General features: G+C 69.5%; 15 protein-coding genes. 10 read left to right on the plus strand and 5 right to left on the minus strand.

Features of this window, described 5'->3' with window-relative positions; genetic code table 11:
* Both groES and groL read left to right on the plus strand, forming a co-directional pair.
* Entirely contained in the window at positions 1-309 is a 309-nt protein-coding gene (groES, locus tag ACGFNK_RS15615; RefSeq protein ID WP_328769227.1) for a co-chaperone GroES, read from the plus strand.
* Positions 310-414: 105 nt separating this feature from the next.
* Positions 415-2040 carry a chaperonin GroEL gene (groL, locus tag ACGFNK_RS15620; protein ID WP_393416025.1) on the plus strand — a complete coding sequence of 542 codons (1626 nt, stop codon included), beginning with the start codon at positions 415-417 and terminating at the stop codon, positions 2038-2040.
* Between the two features lie 133 nt (positions 2041-2173).
* Here the strand turns inward: groL and ACGFNK_RS15625 are convergent, their stop codons facing one another.
* The 3 genes from ACGFNK_RS15625 to ACGFNK_RS15635 form a co-directional block, all read right to left on the minus strand.
* Positions 2174-2881, minus strand: a complete 708-nt coding sequence (locus ACGFNK_RS15625; protein ID WP_393416027.1) for an ester cyclase — start codon at positions 2879-2881, stop codon at positions 2174-2176.
* A gap of 175 nt (positions 2882-3056) precedes the next feature.
* The gene (locus tag ACGFNK_RS15630) at positions 3057-3830 is read right to left on the minus strand and encodes an SDR family NAD(P)-dependent oxidoreductase (protein ID WP_393416029.1); all 774 of its coding nucleotides are present in this window, start codon (positions 3828-3830) and stop codon (positions 3057-3059) included.
* Between the two features lie 76 nt (positions 3831-3906).
* Positions 3907-4572 carry an MOSC domain-containing protein gene (locus ACGFNK_RS15635; RefSeq protein WP_393416031.1) on the minus strand — a complete coding sequence of 222 codons (666 nt, stop codon included), beginning with the start codon at positions 4570-4572 and terminating at the stop codon, positions 3907-3909.
* 80 nt (positions 4573-4652) lie between these two features.
* On the opposite strand from ACGFNK_RS15635, the gene ACGFNK_RS15640 reads away from it, so the two are divergent.
* A complete protein-coding gene (locus ACGFNK_RS15640) occupies positions 4653-5549 on the plus strand; it encodes a LysR family transcriptional regulator (RefSeq protein WP_393416033.1) in 897 nt (298 codons plus the stop codon).
* A 66-nt stretch (positions 5550-5615) separates the two neighbouring features.
* Here the strand turns inward: ACGFNK_RS15640 and ACGFNK_RS15645 are convergent, their stop codons facing one another.
* Complete coding sequence (locus ACGFNK_RS15645; protein WP_393416035.1) at positions 5616-5945, minus strand: WhiB family transcriptional regulator; 330 nt, start codon at positions 5943-5945, stop codon at positions 5616-5618.
* A gap of 398 nt (positions 5946-6343) precedes the next feature.
* On the opposite strand from ACGFNK_RS15645, the gene ACGFNK_RS15650 reads away from it, so the two are divergent.
* The 4 genes from ACGFNK_RS15650 to ACGFNK_RS15665 all read left to right on the plus strand — a co-directional run bounded on the left by ACGFNK_RS15650 (position 6344) and on the right by ACGFNK_RS15665 (position 10744).
* Positions 6344-6955, plus strand: coding sequence for a response regulator transcription factor (locus ACGFNK_RS15650; RefSeq protein ID WP_003948568.1), 612 nt, complete (start codon positions 6344-6346; stop codon positions 6953-6955).
* Between the two features lie 256 nt (positions 6956-7211).
* The gene (locus tag ACGFNK_RS15655; RefSeq protein ID WP_033323245.1) at positions 7212-7799 is read left to right on the plus strand and encodes a sigma-70 family RNA polymerase sigma factor; all 588 of its coding nucleotides are present in this window, start codon (positions 7212-7214) and stop codon (positions 7797-7799) included.
* 177 nt (positions 7800-7976) lie between these two features.
* Positions 7977-9482, plus strand: a complete 1506-nt coding sequence (gene guaB / locus ACGFNK_RS15660) for an IMP dehydrogenase (RefSeq protein ID WP_393416037.1) — start codon at positions 7977-7979, stop codon at positions 9480-9482.
* Positions 9483-9619: 137 nt separating this feature from the next.
* Positions 9620-10744 (plus strand): GuaB3 family IMP dehydrogenase-related protein, encoded by a 1125-nt coding sequence (locus tag ACGFNK_RS15665; protein ID WP_388679006.1) that lies wholly within the window; start codon positions 9620-9622, stop codon positions 10742-10744.
* Between the two features lie 716 nt (positions 10745-11460).
* Here the strand turns inward: ACGFNK_RS15665 and ACGFNK_RS15670 are convergent.
* Positions 11461-12666 (minus strand): nucleotide sugar dehydrogenase, encoded by a 1206-nt coding sequence (locus ACGFNK_RS15670; protein ID WP_393416039.1) that lies wholly within the window; start codon positions 12664-12666, stop codon positions 11461-11463.
* A 272-nt stretch (positions 12667-12938) separates the two neighbouring features.
* Between ACGFNK_RS15670 and ACGFNK_RS15675 the strand changes: the two genes are divergently transcribed.
* The 3 genes from ACGFNK_RS15675 (at position 12939) to ACGFNK_RS15685 (ending at position 19867) form a co-directional block, all read left to right on the plus strand.
* Positions 12939-14645, plus strand: a complete 1707-nt coding sequence (locus ACGFNK_RS15675; RefSeq protein ID WP_393416041.1) for a glycerol-3-phosphate dehydrogenase/oxidase — start codon at positions 12939-12941, stop codon at positions 14643-14645.
* Positions 14646-14767: 122 nt separating this feature from the next.
* Positions 14768-16993: a serine/threonine-protein kinase gene (locus tag ACGFNK_RS15680; RefSeq protein ID WP_393416043.1), complete on the plus strand. Its 2226-nt coding sequence runs from the start codon at positions 14768-14770 to the stop codon at positions 16991-16993.
* Between the two features lie 165 nt (positions 16994-17158).
* Positions 17159-19867, plus strand: a complete 2709-nt coding sequence (locus ACGFNK_RS15685) for a protein kinase (protein WP_393416045.1) — start codon at positions 17159-17161, stop codon at positions 19865-19867.
* The last annotated feature ends 110 nt before the right edge of the window (positions 19868-19977 follow it).

Consider the following 19977-nt stretch of genomic DNA (forward strand, 5'->3'; position numbering starts at 1 on the left):
GTGACGACCGCCAGCTCCAAGGTTGCCATCAAGCCGCTTGAGGACCGCATTGTGGTCCAGGCCGTCGAGGCCGAGCAGACCACGGCCTCTGGCCTGGTCATCCCGGACACCGCGAAGGAGAAGCCCCAGGAGGGCGTCGTCCTCGCCGTGGGCCCGGGCCGGTTCGAGAACGGCGAGCGCCTGCCGCTCGACGTGAAGACCGGCGACATCGTGCTGTACAGCAAGTACGGCGGCACCGAGGTGAAGTACAGCGGCGAGGAGTACCTCGTCCTCTCGGCTCGCGACGTGCTCGCGATCATCGAGAAGTAATTCACCCAGGTTTGCTTTGAACTGCGCCCTTGGCCCCCCGCAACCACTAAGAAGCCGGGCGCCGGGGGCGCGGTTCGTTTTTTCCGAAAGGACTGACTCAGCTCCATGGCGAAGATCCTGAAGTTCGACGAGGACGCCCGTCGCGCCCTCGAGCGCGGCGTCAACAAGCTGGCCGACACGGTCAAGGTGACCATCGGCCCCAAGGGCCGCAACGTCGTGATCGACAAGAAGTTCGGCGCGCCCACCATCACCAACGACGGCGTCACCATCGCCCGCGAGGTCGAGGTCGAGGACCCGTACGAGAACCTCGGCGTCCAGCTGGTGAAAGAGGTGGCGACCAAGACCAACGACGTAGCGGGTGACGGTACGACCACCGCCACCGTGCTGGCCCAGGCGCTGGTGCGCGAGGGCCTGCGGAACGTCGCCGCCGGCGCGTCCCCCGCCGCCCTGAAGAAGGGCATCGACGCGGCCGTCGCCGCGATCTCCGAGGACCTCCTCGCGACCGCCCGTCCGATCGACGAGAAGGCTGACATCGCCGCCGTCGCCGGGCTTTCCGCCCAGGACCCGCAGGTCGGCGAGCTGATCGCCGAGGCGATGGACAAGGTCGGCAAGGACGGTGTCATCACCGTCGAGGAGTCCAACACCTTCGGTCTCGAGCTGGACTTCACCGAAGGCATGGCCTTCGACAAGGGCTACCTGTCGCCGTACTTCGTGACGGACCAGGAGCGCATGGAGGCCGTCCTCGACGACCCGTACATCCTGATCCACCAGGGCAAGATCTCCTCCATCCAGGACATGCTGCCGCTGCTGGAGAAGGTCATCCAGACCAACTCCTCCAAGCCGCTGCTGATCATCGCCGAGGACGTCGAGGGCGAGGCCCTGTCGACCCTGGTCGTGAACAAGATCCGCGGCACGTTCAACGCGGTGGCCGTGAAGGCCCCCGGCTTCGGCGACCGCCGCAAGGCGATGCTCGGCGACATGGCCACCCTCACCGGTGCCACCGTCATCGCCGAGGAGGTCGGCCTCAAGCTGGACCAGGCCGGTCTTGACGTGCTGGGCACCGCCCGCCGCGTGACCGTCACCAAGGACGACACGACGATCGTCGACGGCGGCGGCAAGTCCGACGACGTCGCGGGCCGCGTCAACCAGATCAAGGCCGAGATCGAGACCACGGACTCCGACTGGGACCGCGAGAAGCTCCAGGAGCGCCTCGCGAAGCTGGCCGGCGGCGTCTGCGTGATCCGCGTGGGCGCGGCCACCGAGGTCGAGCTCAAGGAGAAGAAGCACCGTCTGGAGGACGCCATCTCCGCGACCCGCGCCGCGGTCGAGGAGGGCATCGTCTCCGGTGGTGGCTCCGCGCTCGTCCACGCCGCGAAGGTCCTGGAGGACTCCCTCGGCAAGCAGGGCGACGAGGCCACTGGTGTCGCCGTCGTCCGTAGGGCCGTCGTCGAGCCGCTGCGCTGGATCGCGGAGAACGCGGGCCTCGAGGGCTACGTCATCACCGCCAAGGTGGCCGAGCTCGACAAGAACCAGGGCTTCAACGCTGCGACCGGCGAGTACGGCGACCTGGTGAAGCAGGGCGTCATCGACCCGGTCAAGGTCACCCGCTCCGCCCTGGAGAACGCCGCCTCCATCGCCTCCCTGCTCCTGACGACCGAGACCCTGGTCGTCGAGAAGCCGGCCGAGGAGGAGCCGGAGGCCGGGGGCCACAGCCACGGTCACTCCCACTGAGCCTCGGACAGCTCGGACAGTAGGGCGGTACGTCCCTGACGACGCCCGGCGAAAGGCCCGGTACCCCAAGCGCGGGGTACCGGGCCTTTCGTGCTGCCAAGCCGGATGCCCGGCCGTCTGCTCGGCTTCCCGGCTAGAGTTCGAGCGGGTCGAGCACCCCGAGCTGGGCCATCAGCCCCAGCCGGTCGTACTGCCACCAGCCCTCGACGATCTTGCCGTCCTCCCGGCAGCGGAAGATGGTCGTTCCCGTCATGCCGACCGTCCTGCCGGTCGACGGAATCCCCAGGAAGTCACCTTTTTGGGTGCCGTTCCAGGTCCAGCGCGTACAGACCCGGTCTCCCTGGGCGATCTGGTCGTCGAGGGTGAACGTGAAGTCGAACGCTCCGCGCCACATCCCCATCTCGCGCCGTATCGCGTCGAGTCCGATGACGTCCTGGTCGTTGGAGGGATCGTGGTCGTGGTAGTTCTCCGCGATCAGATCGTTGAGCGGAGGCAGTTCACCTTTCGTGCCCATCGCCTCGAAGAGCCTGCTGACGTTGGCCGCGTACAACTGCTCGTCCCGTACGACGTCCAGGTCCGTGAACGTCGGCATCTCCTCGCAGAGCGCCACCATCTCGCGGAAGACCTCGTCCGTTTCGGGCAGATTCGAGTTCCGCATAGCCTCCTCGTACGACGGGAACTCGACGATCTCGATGATGTGCGACGAGTCGGACCGGTCCTGGCCGATCAGACTGTGCGTCGCCGTCCGCTTCCCCTTGGTCCGCTCGACCCAGGTGTCCATGAGCTGGTTCACCTCGTCGAACCGATTCGTCTTGCAGTCGATGAGTTGCACAAAGGTCATGACGCCGCCTCCAGCCCCCCTGACTCCGGCTGAATCCCCCATTTTAGTGAAAATCGCCCAGGAGTGTCTTAGTTGAATGAGCGACTTGAACGCGTGCTTTGAATGAAGGCCTTGAAATTGAGGGGTTTGAAATAAGGGCTTGCGGCGACCAGGCGCCGGCTGCGACGGCCGGCCGCTACTGCGGCCCGTATTTCCGCCCCGTCCTCGAGCTGATCCCGCCGAGCAGACCGCGCGGGGCCACCTTCACCATGCCCATGAGGGCTTTGTACCGAGGGTCGGGGATGGACACCGACTTGCCGCGGGCCAGGTCCGCGAGCGCCGTCGTGACCAGCTTGTCGGCGTCGAGCCACATCCAGTTGGGGATGTTGTCCGTTCCCATCCCGGCCCGCTCATGGAACTCCGTACGCACAAATCCGGGGCACAGCGCCATCAGCCGGACCCCGGACCCGGCCAGATCCTTCGCCGCCCCCTGGGTGAACTGCACGACCCACGCCTTGGACGCCCCGTAGGTGCCACGCGGCAGGAACGCGGCCACCGACGCGACGTTGACGACACCCCCACGGCCCCGTTCCCGCATGGACTCCGCAGCCGCCGAGGTCAACCGGAGCACCGCCTCGCAGTGCACCTTGAGCATCTTCAGCTCGTCCGCCATCGGTACGTCCAGATAGCGGCCCTTGTTGCCGAAGCCGGCGTTGTTGACCAGCAGGTCGACCGGGTGCTTACGGTCCGAGAGGCGGCCGGCCACCGCCTCGATGCCGTCGTCCGTCGCCAGGTCCGCCGACAGCACCTCCGCCTCGATGCCGTGCCGGTCGTGCAACTCGGTCGCCTGCTCGCCGAGCCGCTTCTTGTCACGCGCCACCAGCACGAGGTTGTGGCCGTCGGAGGCCAGGCGCCGTGCGAAGGCGGCGCCGATGCCCGCGGTCGATCCCGTAATCAGAGCCGTTGTCATGGCCCAAGGTTATTGAGTACTCGCCGACTTGAGAGCACCGGATTCCCGGATTCCGCCCCGCTGGAGTGACGGTTCGTCAACTCTGCTGCGCCATATAGGTCCTTGCCCTCTCGATCGCCTCCGGATGCAGCGCATCGCCCGCCGCAAGCAGCCGCGGAAGCAGCTCCCGCTCGGTGGTGACCGCGCGGAACTGGAAGGCGACGGTCACCTCGTGGTCCGGCCGGTGCACGATCTCGATCGGGTCCCCGGAACGTATCTCCCCCGGCTCGATCACCCGCAGATACGCTCCGGGCGCCCCCTTCCGCGTGAACCGCCTGACCCAGCCCTTCTCCCCGAGATGGCCCTGGAACGTACTGCACGGAATCCGCCCGCTGGTGACCTCGAGGACCACCTCGGAACCGATCCGCCAGCGCTCCCCGATCTTCGCGCCGGACACGTCGAGCCCCTCCGTGGTGAGGTTCTCGCCGAACGTGCCGCTGGCCAGGGGCCGCCCCAGCTCCCGCTCCCAGTCGTCGAGATCCTCGCGCGCGAAGGCGTACACGGCCTGGTGGTCCCCACCGTGATGCCGCGTGTCACACACGGCGTCTCCGGCCACCCCACTGGCGCCGACCCCCTTGGGCCCGGGCGCCGCCACCCGCACCGGCCCGTCCACCGGTCGCTTGTCGATCCCGGTCACACGCTCCGGCTGATCCGTGTGCTCGCTGACCTCGGCCCGGCCCAGATTCAGAGACAGAAGCTTCATGTCGGCACGCTAGGCGATGGGCGACCAAAGGTGCGACGCAATATTCAGCAACATACCCAAGATGCGCTTATGCTCAGGATGTGATCGAAGCCCGTCATCTCCGTGTGCTGCGCGCTGTGGCCGCCACCGGTTCCTTCTCGGCGGCGGGGCGTGAACTGGGCTGCACCCAGCCCGCCGTCAGTCAGCAGATGAAGGCCCTCGAAGCCTCCGTCGGTACCCCGCTGCTGATCCGCACGGGCCGCGAAATGCGCCTGACCCAAGCGGGCGAGGCGCTTGTGCGCCATGCCGCGGGCATCATCGCCGGCCTCACCGCCGCCGAGGAAGAGGTCGCCGCGATCGCGGGCCTGCGAGCCGGACGGGTCCGCCTGGTCTCGTTCCCCAGCGGCAGCTCCACGCTCGTGCCGACCGCGCTCGCCGCCCTGCGCGCCGCACACCCCGGCACCCGGGTCTCCCTGGAGGAGGCCGAGCCTCCGCACTCGGTGAAGATGCTCCGCGAGGGCGACTGCGATGTGGCGCTGGCCTTCCGGTACCAGGGTGCGGCGGGCGCCGAGGAGTGGGACGACCTGGTGGTACGGCCCCTGCTCAGCGACCGGCTCGTCGGGCTCGTACCGGAGGGGCACCGGCTGGCCCGTGCGAAGTCGGTCGCCCTCGGCGAACTCGCCGGGGACCCGTGGATCGCGGGCTGCCCCCGCTGCCGCGGCCAGCTCGTCGAGGCCTGCGAGAGCGCCGGTTTCACCCCTCGTATCGACTTCGCGACCGACGACTACCCGGCGGTGGTCGGTCTGGTCGGTGCGGGTCTCGGCGTCGCCGTCCTGCCGGAGCTCGCCATCGAGTCCGTACGCCCCAAGAGGGCACGCACGGTGACGGTGGAGCCGGCGCTCCGGCGGGAGATCGTCGCGCTCACGCTGCCCGATCTGGCCCAGGTGCCCGCGGTGGCGGCCACGCTGAACGAGCTGGCCCGCGCCGCGGCGCGCTGAGAAGAGCGCAGCACCCAGCAGAGCATCTCCTGCGCGAACTCTGCGCAGAAACGTTCCTTCAATTGTTCAGTTGTTCGATGGAACGCCCCCGCTCGGCGCCGAGGCCGATACCAGCCGGCTGCGGGCGCGACCCATGAGCTCTTCGCGTTCGTCCTCGGTGAGTCCGCCCCATACCCCGTACGGCTCGCGCACCGCCAGCGCGTGCGCCGCGCACTCCGCGCGTACCGGGCACCTCATGCAGACCTCTTTGGCCGAGTTCTCGCGAGCGCTCCGGGCTGCCCCGCGCTCGCCCTCCGGGTGGAAGAACAGGGAGCTGTCGACTCCTCGGCAGGCCGCGAGGAGCTGCCAGTCCCACAGATCCGCGTTTGGTCCGGGAAGGCGGGAGAAATCTGCCATTGCGTTGTCCCCTTGTGGCCGTTCAGGCGGATGCATGCCCATGATCGCGTGTAGACGATCTAAGGAGATGAAAATATGACTCATTGCGAATCTAGCTACAGACACCAGCGAATGGGAAGAAAAACGTCTGAATGGGGCATGCCTTGTGATGAAACCTTGAGGGTCCTTTGCGGGTGTCTGCACCGTGTCCGCGCCCTCACGTAGAGTGCCGAACGTGGCTCACCGTCCCGTAACTCTTTCGAGTGACCGTCGTTGAGTGTGCTGAGGCGGTTGAAGGAACAAACGCTCGGTCGGACGGCAGAATCCGTCGGCGAGTATCGACCGCACAGGTGACGATTCGTACCAGCCTGGAGGCTCAAGGTGACGCGCAGCAGCTGTGAGAGCCGCGGAGGACAGCCATGACATCGGTCCTCGTCTGCGACGACTCCCCGCTTGCCCGAGAGGCGTTGCGCCGCGCGGTCGCGACCGTGCCCGGCGTCGAGCGTGTGACGACGGCGGCCAACGGCGAGGAAGTCCTCCGCCGCTGGGGCGCCGACCGCTCGGACCTGATTCTGATGGACGTACGCATGCCCGGTCTGGGTGGCGTGGAGACGGTCCGGCGGCTGTTGTCCGCCGATCCCGGTGCGCGCATCATCATGCTCACCGTCGCCGAGGACCTCGACGGCGTGGCGCTCGCCGTGGCCGCCGGTGCCCGCGGTTATCTGCACAAGGACGCCTCGCGCGCCGAGCTGCGGGCGACCGTGACGCAGGCACTCGCCGACCCGACCTGGCGGCTCGCTCCGCGCAGGCTGCGCTCCGCCGAGATGGGTGCCGCACCGACGCTCACCGCGCGTGAGATCCAGGTGCTCGAGGGCATGAGCCACGGCCGGTCGAACGCGGAGATCGGCCGTGAGTTGTTCCTCTCGGAGGACACCGTCAAGACCCACGCCCGGCGCCTGTTCAAGAAGCTCGGCGCCTCGGACCGCGCCCATGCGGTGGCGCTCGGTTTCCGGTGGGGCCTGGTCCGTTAGGTGAAGTGCAGCGGGGGTAGGAAAACCCCCGCCTGCCGCGTGGTGGGCGGGGGTGGAGAGAGGGCCCGACAGGTGCCCGCTGCTCGTTTCGGCGCCGATGCCGCATCCTTGAGGTGTGGAGTTCCTCGGGGACGAGTCGGTCGAGCGGGAGGGGAGGGCGCAGGAGATGAGTTCCGGCGCACCTGCTCATAACGCTTCGGTGCACAACAACGAACGCGGTGCCACGGATCGGACGACGCCAAGGCACCATGGACCGATGCGCGACGACGAGGCGGCCACTGCCCAAGGGGCAATCGGTTCCCTCGTGCATCGTGCTGTCGACGGTGACGAGCAGGCCACGCACGATCTGCTCGCCCACGTCCACCCCCTCGCGCTGCGCTACTGCCGCACCCGGCTGTCCCGGCTGCCTGGTGACGCACGGCACTTCGTCGAGGACCTGGCGCAGGAGGTCTGCGTGGCGGTGCTGCTCGCACTGCCGCGCTACAAGGACACGGGACGCCCCTTCGAGGCCTTCGTCTTCGCCATCGCCGCGCACAAGGTCGCCGATCTGCAGCGCGCCGCGATGCGCCACCCCGGCTCGACGGCCGTGCCCTCGGACGAGATGCCCGAGCGGCCCGACGACTCCCTCGGCCCAGAGGAGCGCGCCCTCCTCAGCAGCGACGCCGAGTGGGCCAAGAAGCTCCTGGCAAACCTTCCGGAGAACCAGCGTGAGCTGCTGCTCCTGAGGATCGCGGTGGGCCTCACGGCCGAGGAGACGGGACAGATGCTGGGGATGTCTCCGGGAGCGGTCCGGGTCGCCCAGCACCGGGCGCTGAGCCGCTTGAGGGCGCTGGCCGAGCAGTAGGGCCGGCTTCCGGGATCCCTGGATTGGCGGGAGGTCGGGGCAGGTGGTGAACGAGGAGGCCACCAGGACCGTACGAACCCACGAAGCGGCGGAGCAGCCCATGGTGTGGAATCAGAGCCCCCAGTTCGCCGTTAGCATGGACATCCGCACCGATCAAGGCCATTTGGGGAAGGTGTCATGACTGCCAACGTCGACGGAGTGCCCGAGAAATTCGCGACACTCGGGCTGACCTACGACGACGTGCTGCTGCTGCCGGGCGCGTCGGAAGTGCTTCCGAACGCGGTCGACACCTCGTCCCGCATCTCCCGCAACGTGCGCGTGAACATCCCGCTGCTCTCGGCGGCGATGGACAAGGTGACCGAGTCCCGCATGGCGATCGCCATGGCGCGACAGGGCGGCGTCGGCGTACTCCACCGCAATCTGTCCATCGAGGACCAGGTCAACCAGGTCGACCTGGTGAAGCGCTCCGAATCCGGGATGGTCACCGACCCGATCACGGTGCACCCGGATGCGACGCTCGCCGAGGCGGACGCGCTGTGCGGCAAATTCCGTATCAGCGGTGTCCCGGTGACCGACGGCGGCGGCAAGCTGCTGGGCATCGTCACCAACCGCGATATGGCCTTCGAGACCGACCGCTCCCGTCAGGTGCGCGAGGTCATGACCCCGATGCCGCTGGTCACCGGCAAGGTCGGCATCTCCGGCCCGGACGCCATGCAGCTGCTGCGCCGTCACAAGATCGAGAAGCTTCCCCTGGTCGACGACGCGGGCGTCCTCAAGGGCCTCATCACGGTGAAGGACTTCGTCAAGGCCGAGCAGTACCCCAACGCCGCGAAGGACGCCGAGGGCCGCCTGATCGTCGGCGCCGCGGTGGGTGCCAGTCCCGAGGCGCTCGAGCGGGCCCAGGCGCTGGCCGAGGCCGGGGTGGACTTCCTGGTCGTCGACACCTCGCACGGTCACAACAGCAACGCCCTGAGCTGGATGTCGAAGATCAAGTCGGGCGTCCGCGTCGATGTGATCGGCGGCAACGTCGCCACCCGTGACGGCGCTCAGGCTCTGATCGACGCCGGTGTCGACGGCATCAAGGTGGGCGTGGGCCCCGGCTCGATCTGCACCACCCGGGTGGTCGCCGGCATCGGCGTCCCCCAGGTCACCGCGATCTACGAGGCGTCCCTCGCGGCCCTTCCGGCGGGCGTCCCGCTGATCGGCGACGGCGGCCTGCAGTACTCCGGCGACATCGGCAAGGCGCTCGCCGCCGGCGCCGACACGGTGATGCTGGGCAGCCTCCTCGCCGGCTGTGAGGAGTCGCCCGGCGAGCTGCAATTCATCAACGGCAAGCAGTTCAAGTCCTACCGCGGGATGGGCTCGCTCGGTGCGATGCAGTCCCGGGGCCAGGGCCGGTCGTACTCGAAGGACCGCTATTTCCAGGCCGAGGTGGCCTCCGACGACAAGCTCGTGCCCGAGGGCATCGAGGGCCAGGTGCCCTACCGCGGCCCGCTGGCCAACGTGCTGCACCAGCTCGTCGGCGGTCTGCGCCAGACGATGGGCTACGTGGGCGCGGCCTCCATCGACGAGATGGAGACCAAGGGCCGCTTCGTACGGATCACCTCCGCGGGCCTCAAGGAGAGCCACCCGCACGACATCCAGATGACGGTCGAGGCGCCGAACTACAGCCGCAACAAGTAGTCGTACGACGCTGCAATCGGCATCCACGCGCGCGTGCAGCACGGCCAAGGGCGGCCCCGGGAGCTTCGGGGCCGCCCTTGTCATAGGCGTCGGGGATACTGGAAGACGCTGCAACGAAGAGGGAAAGGCCACAGAACGTGACTGAGATCGAGATCGGGCGCGGCAAGCGCGGCCGCCGGGCATACGCCTTCGACGACATCGCCGTCGTCCCCAGCCGCCGTACGCGAGACCCGAAGGAGGTCTCGATCGCCTGGCAGATCGACGCCTACCGCTTCGAGCTGCCCTTCCTGGCCGCCCCCATGGACTCGGTCGTCTCTCCGGCCACGGCCATTCGCATCGGCGAGCTGGGCGGCCTCGGCGTACTGAACCTCGAAGGCCTGTGGACGCGATACGAGGACCCGCAGTCGCTCCTTGACGAGATCGTCGAGCTGGACGCCGAGACCGCGACTCGCCGCCTCCAGGAGATCTATACGGCTCCCATCAAGGAGGAGCTGATCGGGCAGCGCATCAAGGAGGTGCGCGACTCGGGCGTGGTCACCGCCGCCGCGCTCTCGCCGCAGCGCACGGCCCAGTTCTCCAAGGCCGTCGTGGACGCGGGCGTCGACATCTTCGTGATCCGCGGTACGACGGTGTCGGCCGAGCATGTGTCGGGCGCCTCCGAGCCGCTGAACCTGAAGCAGTTCATCTACGAGCTGGACGTCCCCGTCATCGTGGGCGGCTGCGCCACGTACACGGCGGCGCTGCACCTGATGCGTACGGGCGCGGCCGGTGTCCTGGTCGGCTTCGGCGGCGGCGCCGCACACACCACGCGCAACGTCCTGGGCATCCAGGTGCCCATGGCCACGGCGGTGGCGGACGTGGCGGCGGCCCGCCGTGACTACATGGACGAGTCCGGCGGACGGTATGTGCACGTGATCGCGGACGGCGGTGTCGGCTGGTCCGGCGACCTCCCGAAAGCCATCGCCTGCGGCGCCGACGCGGTCATGATGGGCTCCCCGCTGGCCCGCGCCACGGACGGCCCCGGCAAGGGAAACCACTGGGGCATGGAGGCCGTCAACGAAGAACTGCCGCGCGGCAAGAAGGTCGACCTCGGCACGGTGGGCACGATCGAGGAGATCCTCGCGGGTCCGTCCCACACGCCGGATGGCTCGATGAACTTCTTCGGGGCGCTGCGGCGGGCGATGGCGACCACCGGGTACAGCGAGCTGAAGGAGTTCCAGCGGGTTGAGGTCACGGTGGCGGACTCGCAGCACAAGCGGTGACGTGACGCTGCGCTCGGCTTGAGCGGTGGGAGGGGCTCGGTTGCCCGTGTGGGTGACCGGGCCCCTTTGCTGTGCCCAAGTGGGCTGGTGGTGGCGCGTGTTGCGCGAGAGGGGCGCGTGGTGGCTTTCGGGGCGAATGTGGGCTGAACGGGCGTAGTGAGGCGATAGCGTCCGTGTTCGGCGACCCAGTTCTCTGGGGCGCCCCCTTCCAAGGAGAACGTTTCCGGACCCCGGCCCTCGGGGCCCGGCCCGAGCTCCAATGGGCCGTCCACCGGGCTACTGGGCGGCGTCATGGAAGGGGGCGCACCCATGGGTCGTCACCGCAAGCCCACCCGCTGGGACCGTATCCGTCTGCGGATGGTGAAGTGCCGGAGGAGGTGGATCTTGTGGATGTACGGAAGGTGGGCGGCCACCCCCACGAGGACTAGGGGTGGACACTCCGTTCACTTTTCAGGAGCCTGCCGCAGCAGCCACTGCGGTGGGCTCCACCCTTTTGTACGGTACCGGATCCGCCGACGGGCGGCGCGGCACCGGAGGAGATGGATCCTCGGTTGGTGAGTGGCCACCCCACAAGAACTAGGGGTGGACACTCCATTCACCATCCAGGACCCCGCCACCGGGCTAACAGAGGCGGGATCCCGCTTCCGTACGCTACCGATGCGAGGATGCCCCGTGCCACCAGCCCCAGAGGCACAAACCCCCGCACGCGCCCCCGTTCACAACCTGTGCGCCGCCCCCGTAGGCGTAGCCCCCCGCGTGTCCAGCAGCAACTGTGCCTTCACCGACAACCCCTGGAGGTCGTACGTGCGGTGGTGCTGGAGCAGGATCGTCAGGTCGGCGTCGGCGGTGGCCTCGTAGAGGGAGTCCGCGCGCGGGATCGGGTGGTCCAGGACGCTCCAGGACGGTACGTACGGGTCGTCGTAGGTGATGGCGGCGCCCAGTTCCATCAGCCGGAGCGCGATCTCCCGGGCGGGGGAGCCCTGTTGGTCGGCGTGGTCGGGCTTGTACGTCACGCCGAGGAGGAGTACGCGTGCGCCTCGGACCGACTTGCCGTGTTCGTTGAGGAGCGTGGCCGCGCGCTGGATGACGTACTGGGGCATGTGGTTGTTGACCTGCTGGGCCAGTTCGACCATGCGCAGGGCGCGGGTCTTGGGGCCCGCGAGGTCCCGGGGGACGGCGTGGCCGCCGACTCCGGGGCCGGGGCGGAAGGCCTGGAAGCCGAAGGGCTTGGTCTCGGCGCAGCGGATGACGTCCCACAGGTCGACGCCCAACTCGTGGCAGAGGACGGCCATTTCGTTGACCAGGGCGATGTTGACGTGCCGGTAGTTGGTCTCCAGGAGCTGCACGGTCTCCGCTTCGCGTGGTCCACGCGCGCGTACCACCTTGTCGGTGAGCCGGCCGTAGAAGGCGGCGGCCGACTCGGTGCAGGCGGGGGTGAGGCCGCCGATGACCTTCGGGGTGTTGGCGGGGGTGTGGTCGCGGTTGCCCGGGTCGACACGGCTGGGCGAGTACGCGAGGTGGAAGTCGCGGCCCGCGCGCAGCCCGGAACCCTCTTCGAGGAGAGGGCGCAGGAATTCCTCTGTGGTCCCCGGGTACACGGGTGACTCCAGGATGACCGTGGTGTGCGGACGCAGATGTGTGGCCAGAGCCCGCGCGGCGGCGGTCACCTGGGTCAGGTCGAGCCCGCCGTCCGCCCCGCGCGGGGTGGGCGTGCAGATGACGGCGGTGCGGACGCGGCCGAGTTCGGCGGGGTTGGTGGCCGGGCGGAAGCCTGACGAGAGCATCCGGCGCAGGTCGGCGGCGGACAGCGGTGCGGGGTCGCCGCTCTGGTAGCCGAGCGTGGGGATGCCGGCGGTGGCGGCGGCCTGGGCCAGGGGCAGGCCGAGCTGGCCGAGGCCGATGACGGCGAGATCTGCGGGCATGGCGGTGGGCCGTCCTTCCCAATAGCCGAGGCGGGACAACGGCGCAAGCCCTGTGGACAGAACGGGCGAGCGCAATGTCAGACTAGGAGTAAATATGACCGATTTGCGGGATTGTCCGGTGGTGATTCCTTGCGAGTCGCCGAGAGTTGTCCACAGGCTGGCGGTGGGTGGTGGCCGAAGTCGGGCAACGCCGTCAGACTTTGGGTGTGGGGGATGTGGGCCGAGCCTCACCGACCAGATGAGGCCGGCTCGACGGAAAGCGGGAGGCAGCGGTGAGGACAGCGACACTGGGACCGGCGGAGCGCGCCGAGTCACTCGCATCCATGGCCGAGCACGAGCTGGATCTGCTGGTCGTGGGCGCCGGCGTGGTGGGCGCAGGCACCGCTCTGGACGCTGCGACCCGCGGACTGTCCACGGGCCTGGTCGAGGCGCGTGACTGGGCGTCAGGCACGTCGAGCCGGTCGAGCAAGCTCATACACGGCGGGCTGCGCTATCTGGAGATGCTCGACTTCGCGCTCGTGCGGGAGGCGTTGAAGGAGCGTGGCCTGTTGCTGGAGCGGCTGGCACCGCACCTCGTGAAACCGGTGCCGTTCCTGTATCCCCTGCAGCACCAGGGCTGGGAGCGGCTGTACGCGGGATCGGGCGTCGCGCTCTACGACGGCATGTCGATGGCGCGCGGTCACGGACGAGGGCTGCCCATGCACCGTCACCTGACGCGCCGCCACGCCCTACGCGTCGCCCCCTGCCTGAAGAAGGACGCACTGGTCGGGGCCCTGCAGTACTACGACGCTCAGATGGACGACGCCCGCTATGTGGCGACACTGGTGCGCACGGCGGCGGCGTACGGCGCGAAAGTCGCCAACCGTGCGCGCGTGACCGGCTTCCTGCGCGAGGGCGAGCGTGTCGTCGGTGCCAGGGTGCAGGACGTGGAGGCGGGCGGGGAGTACGAGATCCACGCCAAGCAGGTCGTCAACGCCACAGGGGTGTGGACGGACGACACCCAGGCGATGGTGGGCGAGCGAGGACAGTTCCATGTGCGGGCGTCCAAGGGCATCCACCTGGTCGTCCCGAAGGACCGGATCCACTCGACGACGGGGCTGATACTGCGGACCGAGAAGTCCGTGCTGTTCGTGATCCCGTGGGGACGCCACTGGATCCTGGGTACGACGGACACCGACTGGGACCTGGACAAGGCGCATCCGGCGGCGTCCAGCGCGGACATCGACTATCTCCTGGAACACGTCAACTCGGTGCTGGCGGTGCCGCTCACACGTGACGACGTGCAGGGGGTGTACGCGGGGCTGCGGCCGCTGCTGGCGGGGGAGTCGGAGGCCACCAGCAAGCTGTCGCGCGAGCACACCGTGGCGCATCCGGTGCCGGGGCTCGTGGTCGTGGCGGGCGGCAAGTACACGACGTACCGCGTCATGGCCAAGGACGCGGTGGACGAGGCGGTGCACGGTCTCGACCAGCGCGTCGCCGACTGCGTCACCGAAGACATCCCGCTCGTCGGCGCCGAGGGGTACCGGGCGCTGTGGAACGCGCGGGCACGGATCGCCGCGCGGACCGGGCTCCATGTGGTGCGCGTGGAACACCTGTTGAACCGGTATGGGGCGCTCGCCGAGGAGGTGCTCGACCTCATCGCCAAGGACAGCTCACTGGGCGGGCCGTTGCCGGCCGCCGAGGACTATCTGCGCGCCGAGATCGTGTACGCCGCCTCGCACGAGGGGGCGCGGCACCTGGACGACGTACTGACCCGGCGTACGCGCATCTCGATCGAGACGTTCGATCGCGGGACGCGCAGCGCACGGGAGGCCGCGGAGCTGATGGCGCCGGTGCTCGGCTGGGACAAGGACCAGATCGAGCGTGAGGTGCAGCACTACGAGAAGCGGGTCGAGGCCGAGCGTGAGTCGCAGCGGCAGCCGGACGACCTGACGGCCGACGCGGCACGGCTGGGAGCGCCGGACATCGTGCCGCTGTAACGCAGCGTGCCCTCGCCGCGGTTGGGGGTGGCGCATTCCGCTCGTGGGCACCCTGGGCGCTGACTGGTCGTCGGGTGAGGGACAATGGAGGCTCTGTCGGGGCGGGTTGCATGAGGGGACGCATGTCGGAGCCGGAGCGGGACGGGACATCCCGTCAGGACAAGAGTGAACGTCTCCTCGCCGGTCGGTACCGGCTGGGAGAAGTCCTCGGCCGCGGCGGCATGGGCACCGTGTGGCGAGCCAAGGACGAGACGCTGGGCCGGACGGTCGCCGTCAAGGAGCTGCGGTTCCCGTCGAGCATCGACGAGGACGAGAAGCGGCGGCTGATCACGCGCACCCTGCGTGAGGCCAAGGCGATCGCGCGGATCCGGAACAACGGCGCGGTGACGGTCTTCGACGTGGTCGACGAGGACAACCGGCCGTGGATCGTGATGGAGCTCATCGAGGGCAAGTCCCTCGCCGAGGCGATCCGTGAGGACGGGCTGCTCACACCGAAGCGCGCCGCGGAAGTCGGGCTCGCCGTCCTCGACGTACTGCGTGCCGCGCACCGCGAGGGCATCCTGCACCGTGACGTGAAGCCGTCGAACGTGCTCATCTCTGAGGACGGCCGGGTCGTGCTCACCGACTTCGGTATCGCGCAGGTCGAGGGCGACCCGTCCATCACCTCGACCGGCATGCTCGTCGGCGCGCCCTCTTACATCTCGCCCGAGCGGGCGCGCGGCCACAAGCCGGGGCCCGCGGCCGACCTCTGGTCGCTCGGCGGTTTGCTGTACGCCTCGGTGGAAGGTGTGCCGCCGTACGACAAAGGGTCCGCCATAGCGACGCTCACCGCGGTGATGACCGAGCCGCTCGAACAGCCGAAGAACGCGGGGCCGTTGGAGGAGGTCATCTCCGGGCTCCTTGTGAAGGACCCCGAGCAGCGGCTCGACGAGGCGGGTGCGCGGGCGATGCTCACTGAGGTGATCCACGCGCCCGAGCCCAAGGAGACCGAGCCCGAGCCGATGGATGCGACGAAGGTCGTGCCCTTGCCGGACGTGCCGGAGGCCCCCTCGAAGAAGGGGAGTTCGGGCGGCGGGGCCGGGACCAGGCCGGGCAAGGCGAGCAAGAAGGGCGAGGAGGCGGCCGAGCGGTTGCTCGGGGCGTTTCGTTCCGTACGGAAGAGCGCTGCCGCGTCAGCGGGGGCGGCCTCGGCCGCTGTGGCCGGGGTGCGGGGGAAGCCGGACAGATCCACCGCCGACTCCGAGGGCTCTGCCGAGTCATCCGGCGCCACCGAGTCGGCCGAATCCGGCAGCTCCGCCGAGCCCGCCGCCACCTCCGCCGATTCAGCCGGCTCTACCGAGTCCGCCGGCTCTGCCGGCTCGACCGAATCAAAGGTTTCCTCCGGGGAGGGCGCGGCGACCCCGAGCGAGAAGACGCCCGCCGGCGAGAAGGCCGAAGCACCCGCGAAGGACAGCGAGAAAGCCGCTGTCGGGCTGAGCTCTGGAGGAGTGGACTCCCACGCAGCAAGCGGGACTTCGGAGGCCGGGACTTCGGGGGCCGGTGGCGGGACGCCGTCGTCCACCACCCCCAGGGCGCCGCTCAGCGATGTGGTGTCGCGGCGGACGTTGGTGATCGTCGCGGTGGCCGTGGCCCTCGCCGTACTCGGGACGATTCTTGCGGTCGTGCTGGACAGTGATGGCGATGCCGGGGCTCAGGGCGACAAGGGTGGAGGCAACGCAACCGCGTCCAGCGGGGCGAACGCCGGAAGCGGCACCAAGCAGGACGAGAACAGCGGTACCGGCACGGACGGCGGTGAAAAGCCGGAGTCCGCTGCCGGAGCCTCCGGAAGCCCGACCACGGGGGGCACGCCGAGCCCGAGCCCGACCCCGAGTGCGCCGAGTGGGGCGAACGGAGGCGGTGGCGGGGATTCGAAGGACATCGCCACGTCGACGTACAAGGCAGGCCAGGGATACTCGATCGGGCTGCCGAAGGGGTGGAAGTACCAGTCCACGAGCGCGAGCGGGGACAGGTTCGCCGGTCCTGACGGGCAGCAGCTGCTGGTCGCCTGGACGTCCACGCCCAAGGATGACCCCGTGGCGGACTGGAAGAGCCAAGAGCAGTTCATGGCGCGGTCGCAGTATCAGCGGATCCGCATCGAGAAAGTGGGCTACCGCGGCTGGAACGCGGCCGACTGGGAGTTCACGTTCACGGAGGGCGGGACCAAGTACCGCTCGATCGACCGCGGGTTCGTCGTCAACGACCGGCTCGGTCATGCGCTGATGTACACCGCGAAGGCCTCGGCCTGGCGCAGCGATCTTCGCAGGGACACCTGGCAGACACTCACGCGGACGTTCGAACCGAAGTCCTGAGGGACACAAGAGGGATACGGGAGTCTTGAGATCTGGCATCCCCTCACTGCGAGTTGTCTCCGGCACGTATCGTGAGTGGTTGCGGACCGTACGCAGCCGGATATGCGGCCACAACGGGACGTGTGACGAACGGATTTGACCGACCGGGCGGCCGGGGGAGGCGTCGTGGACGACTATGCGGGACGGGTACTCGCCGACCGCTACCGCCTGCCGCTGCCGCCCTCGGACGAGTACGAATTCGCCGAGAGCCGGGCCTTCGACACCTACAGCGGGCAGGAAGTGCTGGTCAGGCAGGTGCCCTTGCCCGAGGTCGTCGAGGCGGAGGTGATCGACGCCGACGGCCTGCCCGACGGGTTCGTGGCGCGGGACGGCGGGGCGCGGCGGTCGGCCGCGCGGCCCACCCGGCGGCCCACCGAGCCCGCCGTGCGCCGGGCGATCGAGGCCGCACAGGCGGCGGCGCAGATACCCGACCACCCTCGGCTCGACCAGGTCTTCGACGTGTTCGCCGAGGGCGGGTCGCTGTGGATAGTGAGTGAGTTGGTGCCCGCCCGGCCGCTGGCGGCGCTGCTCGCGGACCGCCCACTGACTCCGTATCGGGCCGCCGAGGTCGCCGCCGATGTGCTGACCGCGTTGCGGGTGCTGCATGCGCACGGCTGGGTGCACCGGAACATCACGGTGCGTACGGTGCTGGTCTGCGACGACGGCCGGGTGATGCTCACGGGGCTCGCAGCAGGTGCGGCCGAGGAGGCGCTGTGCGGGTACGACCCGGTGCCGGTTGCGGAGGGTGAGGGCGGCGGGGGGTCTGAGGGGGCCGATTCCGGTTCCGCTTCCGGAACGGCCGCCGGTTCGCCGGATCCGCACGGACAACCTGGTCAGTCCGGTCCGTCGGGTGGCCCCGGTCACTACGGCTCGCCCGCTGTGCCCCATACCCGAGTCCCCGGTGACGACCGCTCCGCCGTAGAGGCGGCGCCCGGCGGTCATGGAGCCGTGGCACCCGTTGCGCAGCCGCCGGTCGCGGGGCGGCGGGCGTTGGAGCCGAGCAATGACGTACGGGCGGCCCGGGCCGGAGCCATCGCGGCCTATCGCGCCGGTGCGCGGGCAGCCGCGCGGGTGCACGAGGAGCAGCGGGACGGACAGCACGGACAGAACACAGCGTTGCCCGCCCCGCGGCCCCGTCCCGCCGATAGTGACACCGAGGCCGGGCAGACCTCCGCGTACGGCGTGGAGCACACTGCGCCGCCCGGCCAGATCGCCGACCCTTACGGAGTGGGCGGGTCGAACCCTTGGCATGGCGCCGTTCCCCGGGCCGGTGCCCCCGCGCTGCCCGGCAACGGCCAGGGCCGGCCCGCGCTCCCGGGCCAGACGAACGAAGCCGGCACGGGCATACCGGGCAACGGATTTGGCGCTTCGGGCACAGGAACCGACGTACCGGGGAATGGAGCCGCCCCCGAGGCAAGCGGCGTACCCACCCGTTCCCCCGACTACCGCACCAACCCGCACGCCCCGGACCCTCACGCCCCTGACCAGCACACTTCCTCCGGGCCCACCCGCTGGACCCACCTCGTCCCCGAACGCACCCCCCACCGTGGCCCCACCACCGCCCTCGCCGCCGAGCGCGCACGCCAGGCGCGTATGGCGGTCGTGGGACCGGTCACCGAGCGGTGGGCGCCCGAGCAGGCCGGGCCGGTGCACGAGAACTGGCAGTTGGCGGCGCCGATCGGGCCCTCGACCGACCTGTGGGCGCTGGGCGCGCTGCTCTTCCGGGCCGTGCAGGGGCATGCGCCGTATCCGGAGGAGAACACCGCCGAGCTCGTGCAGCTGGTGTGTGCGGAGCCGCCCGCGTTCGCGGAGGAGTGCGGGCCGCTGAGGCCGGTCGTGGAGTCGCTGCTGCGTCAGGACCCCACCGAGCGGCTGGACTTCGAGGAGCTGCGCGGCTGGCTGCGTTCGCTCGTACGGTCGGCGCCCGAGCCAGAGGCGGGGACGTATGTGGTGGCGGCGCCGCCGGTGGATGCCAGGCGCCTCCCGGTCGTACGCCGCCGGGGCGAGCTCGTCCGCAAGCGTCGTGCAGGGTTGCCCGACCGGCATGCCCGTCACAAGCGGCAGGAGAAGGCGCCGAAGCCGCGCCGTCTCGGCCGCACCCTGCTGGTGCTGATCCTGCTGGCGCTGGCGGCGGCCGTGGCATACGCCATCGTCTTCATGCCCAAGGCCGAGCCGGACGCGAGCGGCGGTGCGCAGACCGGTGCCGCCGGGGACGCCGCGCCCGCACCCGAGGCCTCGTCCGACACCGACCCGAACCCCGGCACGGACGGAAACGCGGGCACGGATCCGCAGCCCGACGAGACCCCGAGCGCGACGCCGAGCAAGGAGAACAGCCCCAGCCAGTCGTCCAGTTCCGGCACGCAGACCACCGGCCCCGACCTCCCGCAGGGTTTCACGCTACGTAAGGACTCCGAGGGCTTCAGTGTCGCGGTCGCGCGCGGCTGGGACCGGACGCCCAAGAACGGAAGCGGGCAAGTCGTCTACTCCCAGGGCAACTTCGAGCTGCTGATCGTGCCCGGACGCGACACCGCCAGTCAGTACGGCGATGATCCGATGACGTATCAGCGCGAGGAGGAGCGCGAGTTGCAGCCGTTCCGCGACTCGACCTGGGCCACGTCCAGCGGGATGCGGCGGATCGACGTGGGCGGACGGACCATGGCCGAGGGCCAGTTCACCTGGCAGGACGCCGAAGGACGCGAGATCTACGTACGCAATCTCGCGATCCTCGTCGACGGCCGTTACCACGTGGTGCAGTTGCGCGGCCCCGAGGCCGAGCGGGACGAGGTGTCACGGCTGTACGAGCAGGCGTCGGCCACCTATCGGATCACCGGTTGACGGCCGGAACGCCCGGGCCGGATCGCCCCGCCGGGTGCGCCGGTGACTGCCCACCAGCCCTGCGGTTACCGCCAGTTCCCGCAGGTCCCTCCATTACGCACAAGGCACAA

Source organism: Streptomyces sp. NPDC048825 (assembly GCF_043198355.1).
Classification (GTDB): Bacteria; Actinomycetota; Actinomycetes; order Streptomycetales; family Streptomycetaceae; genus Streptomyces; species Streptomyces xiangluensis.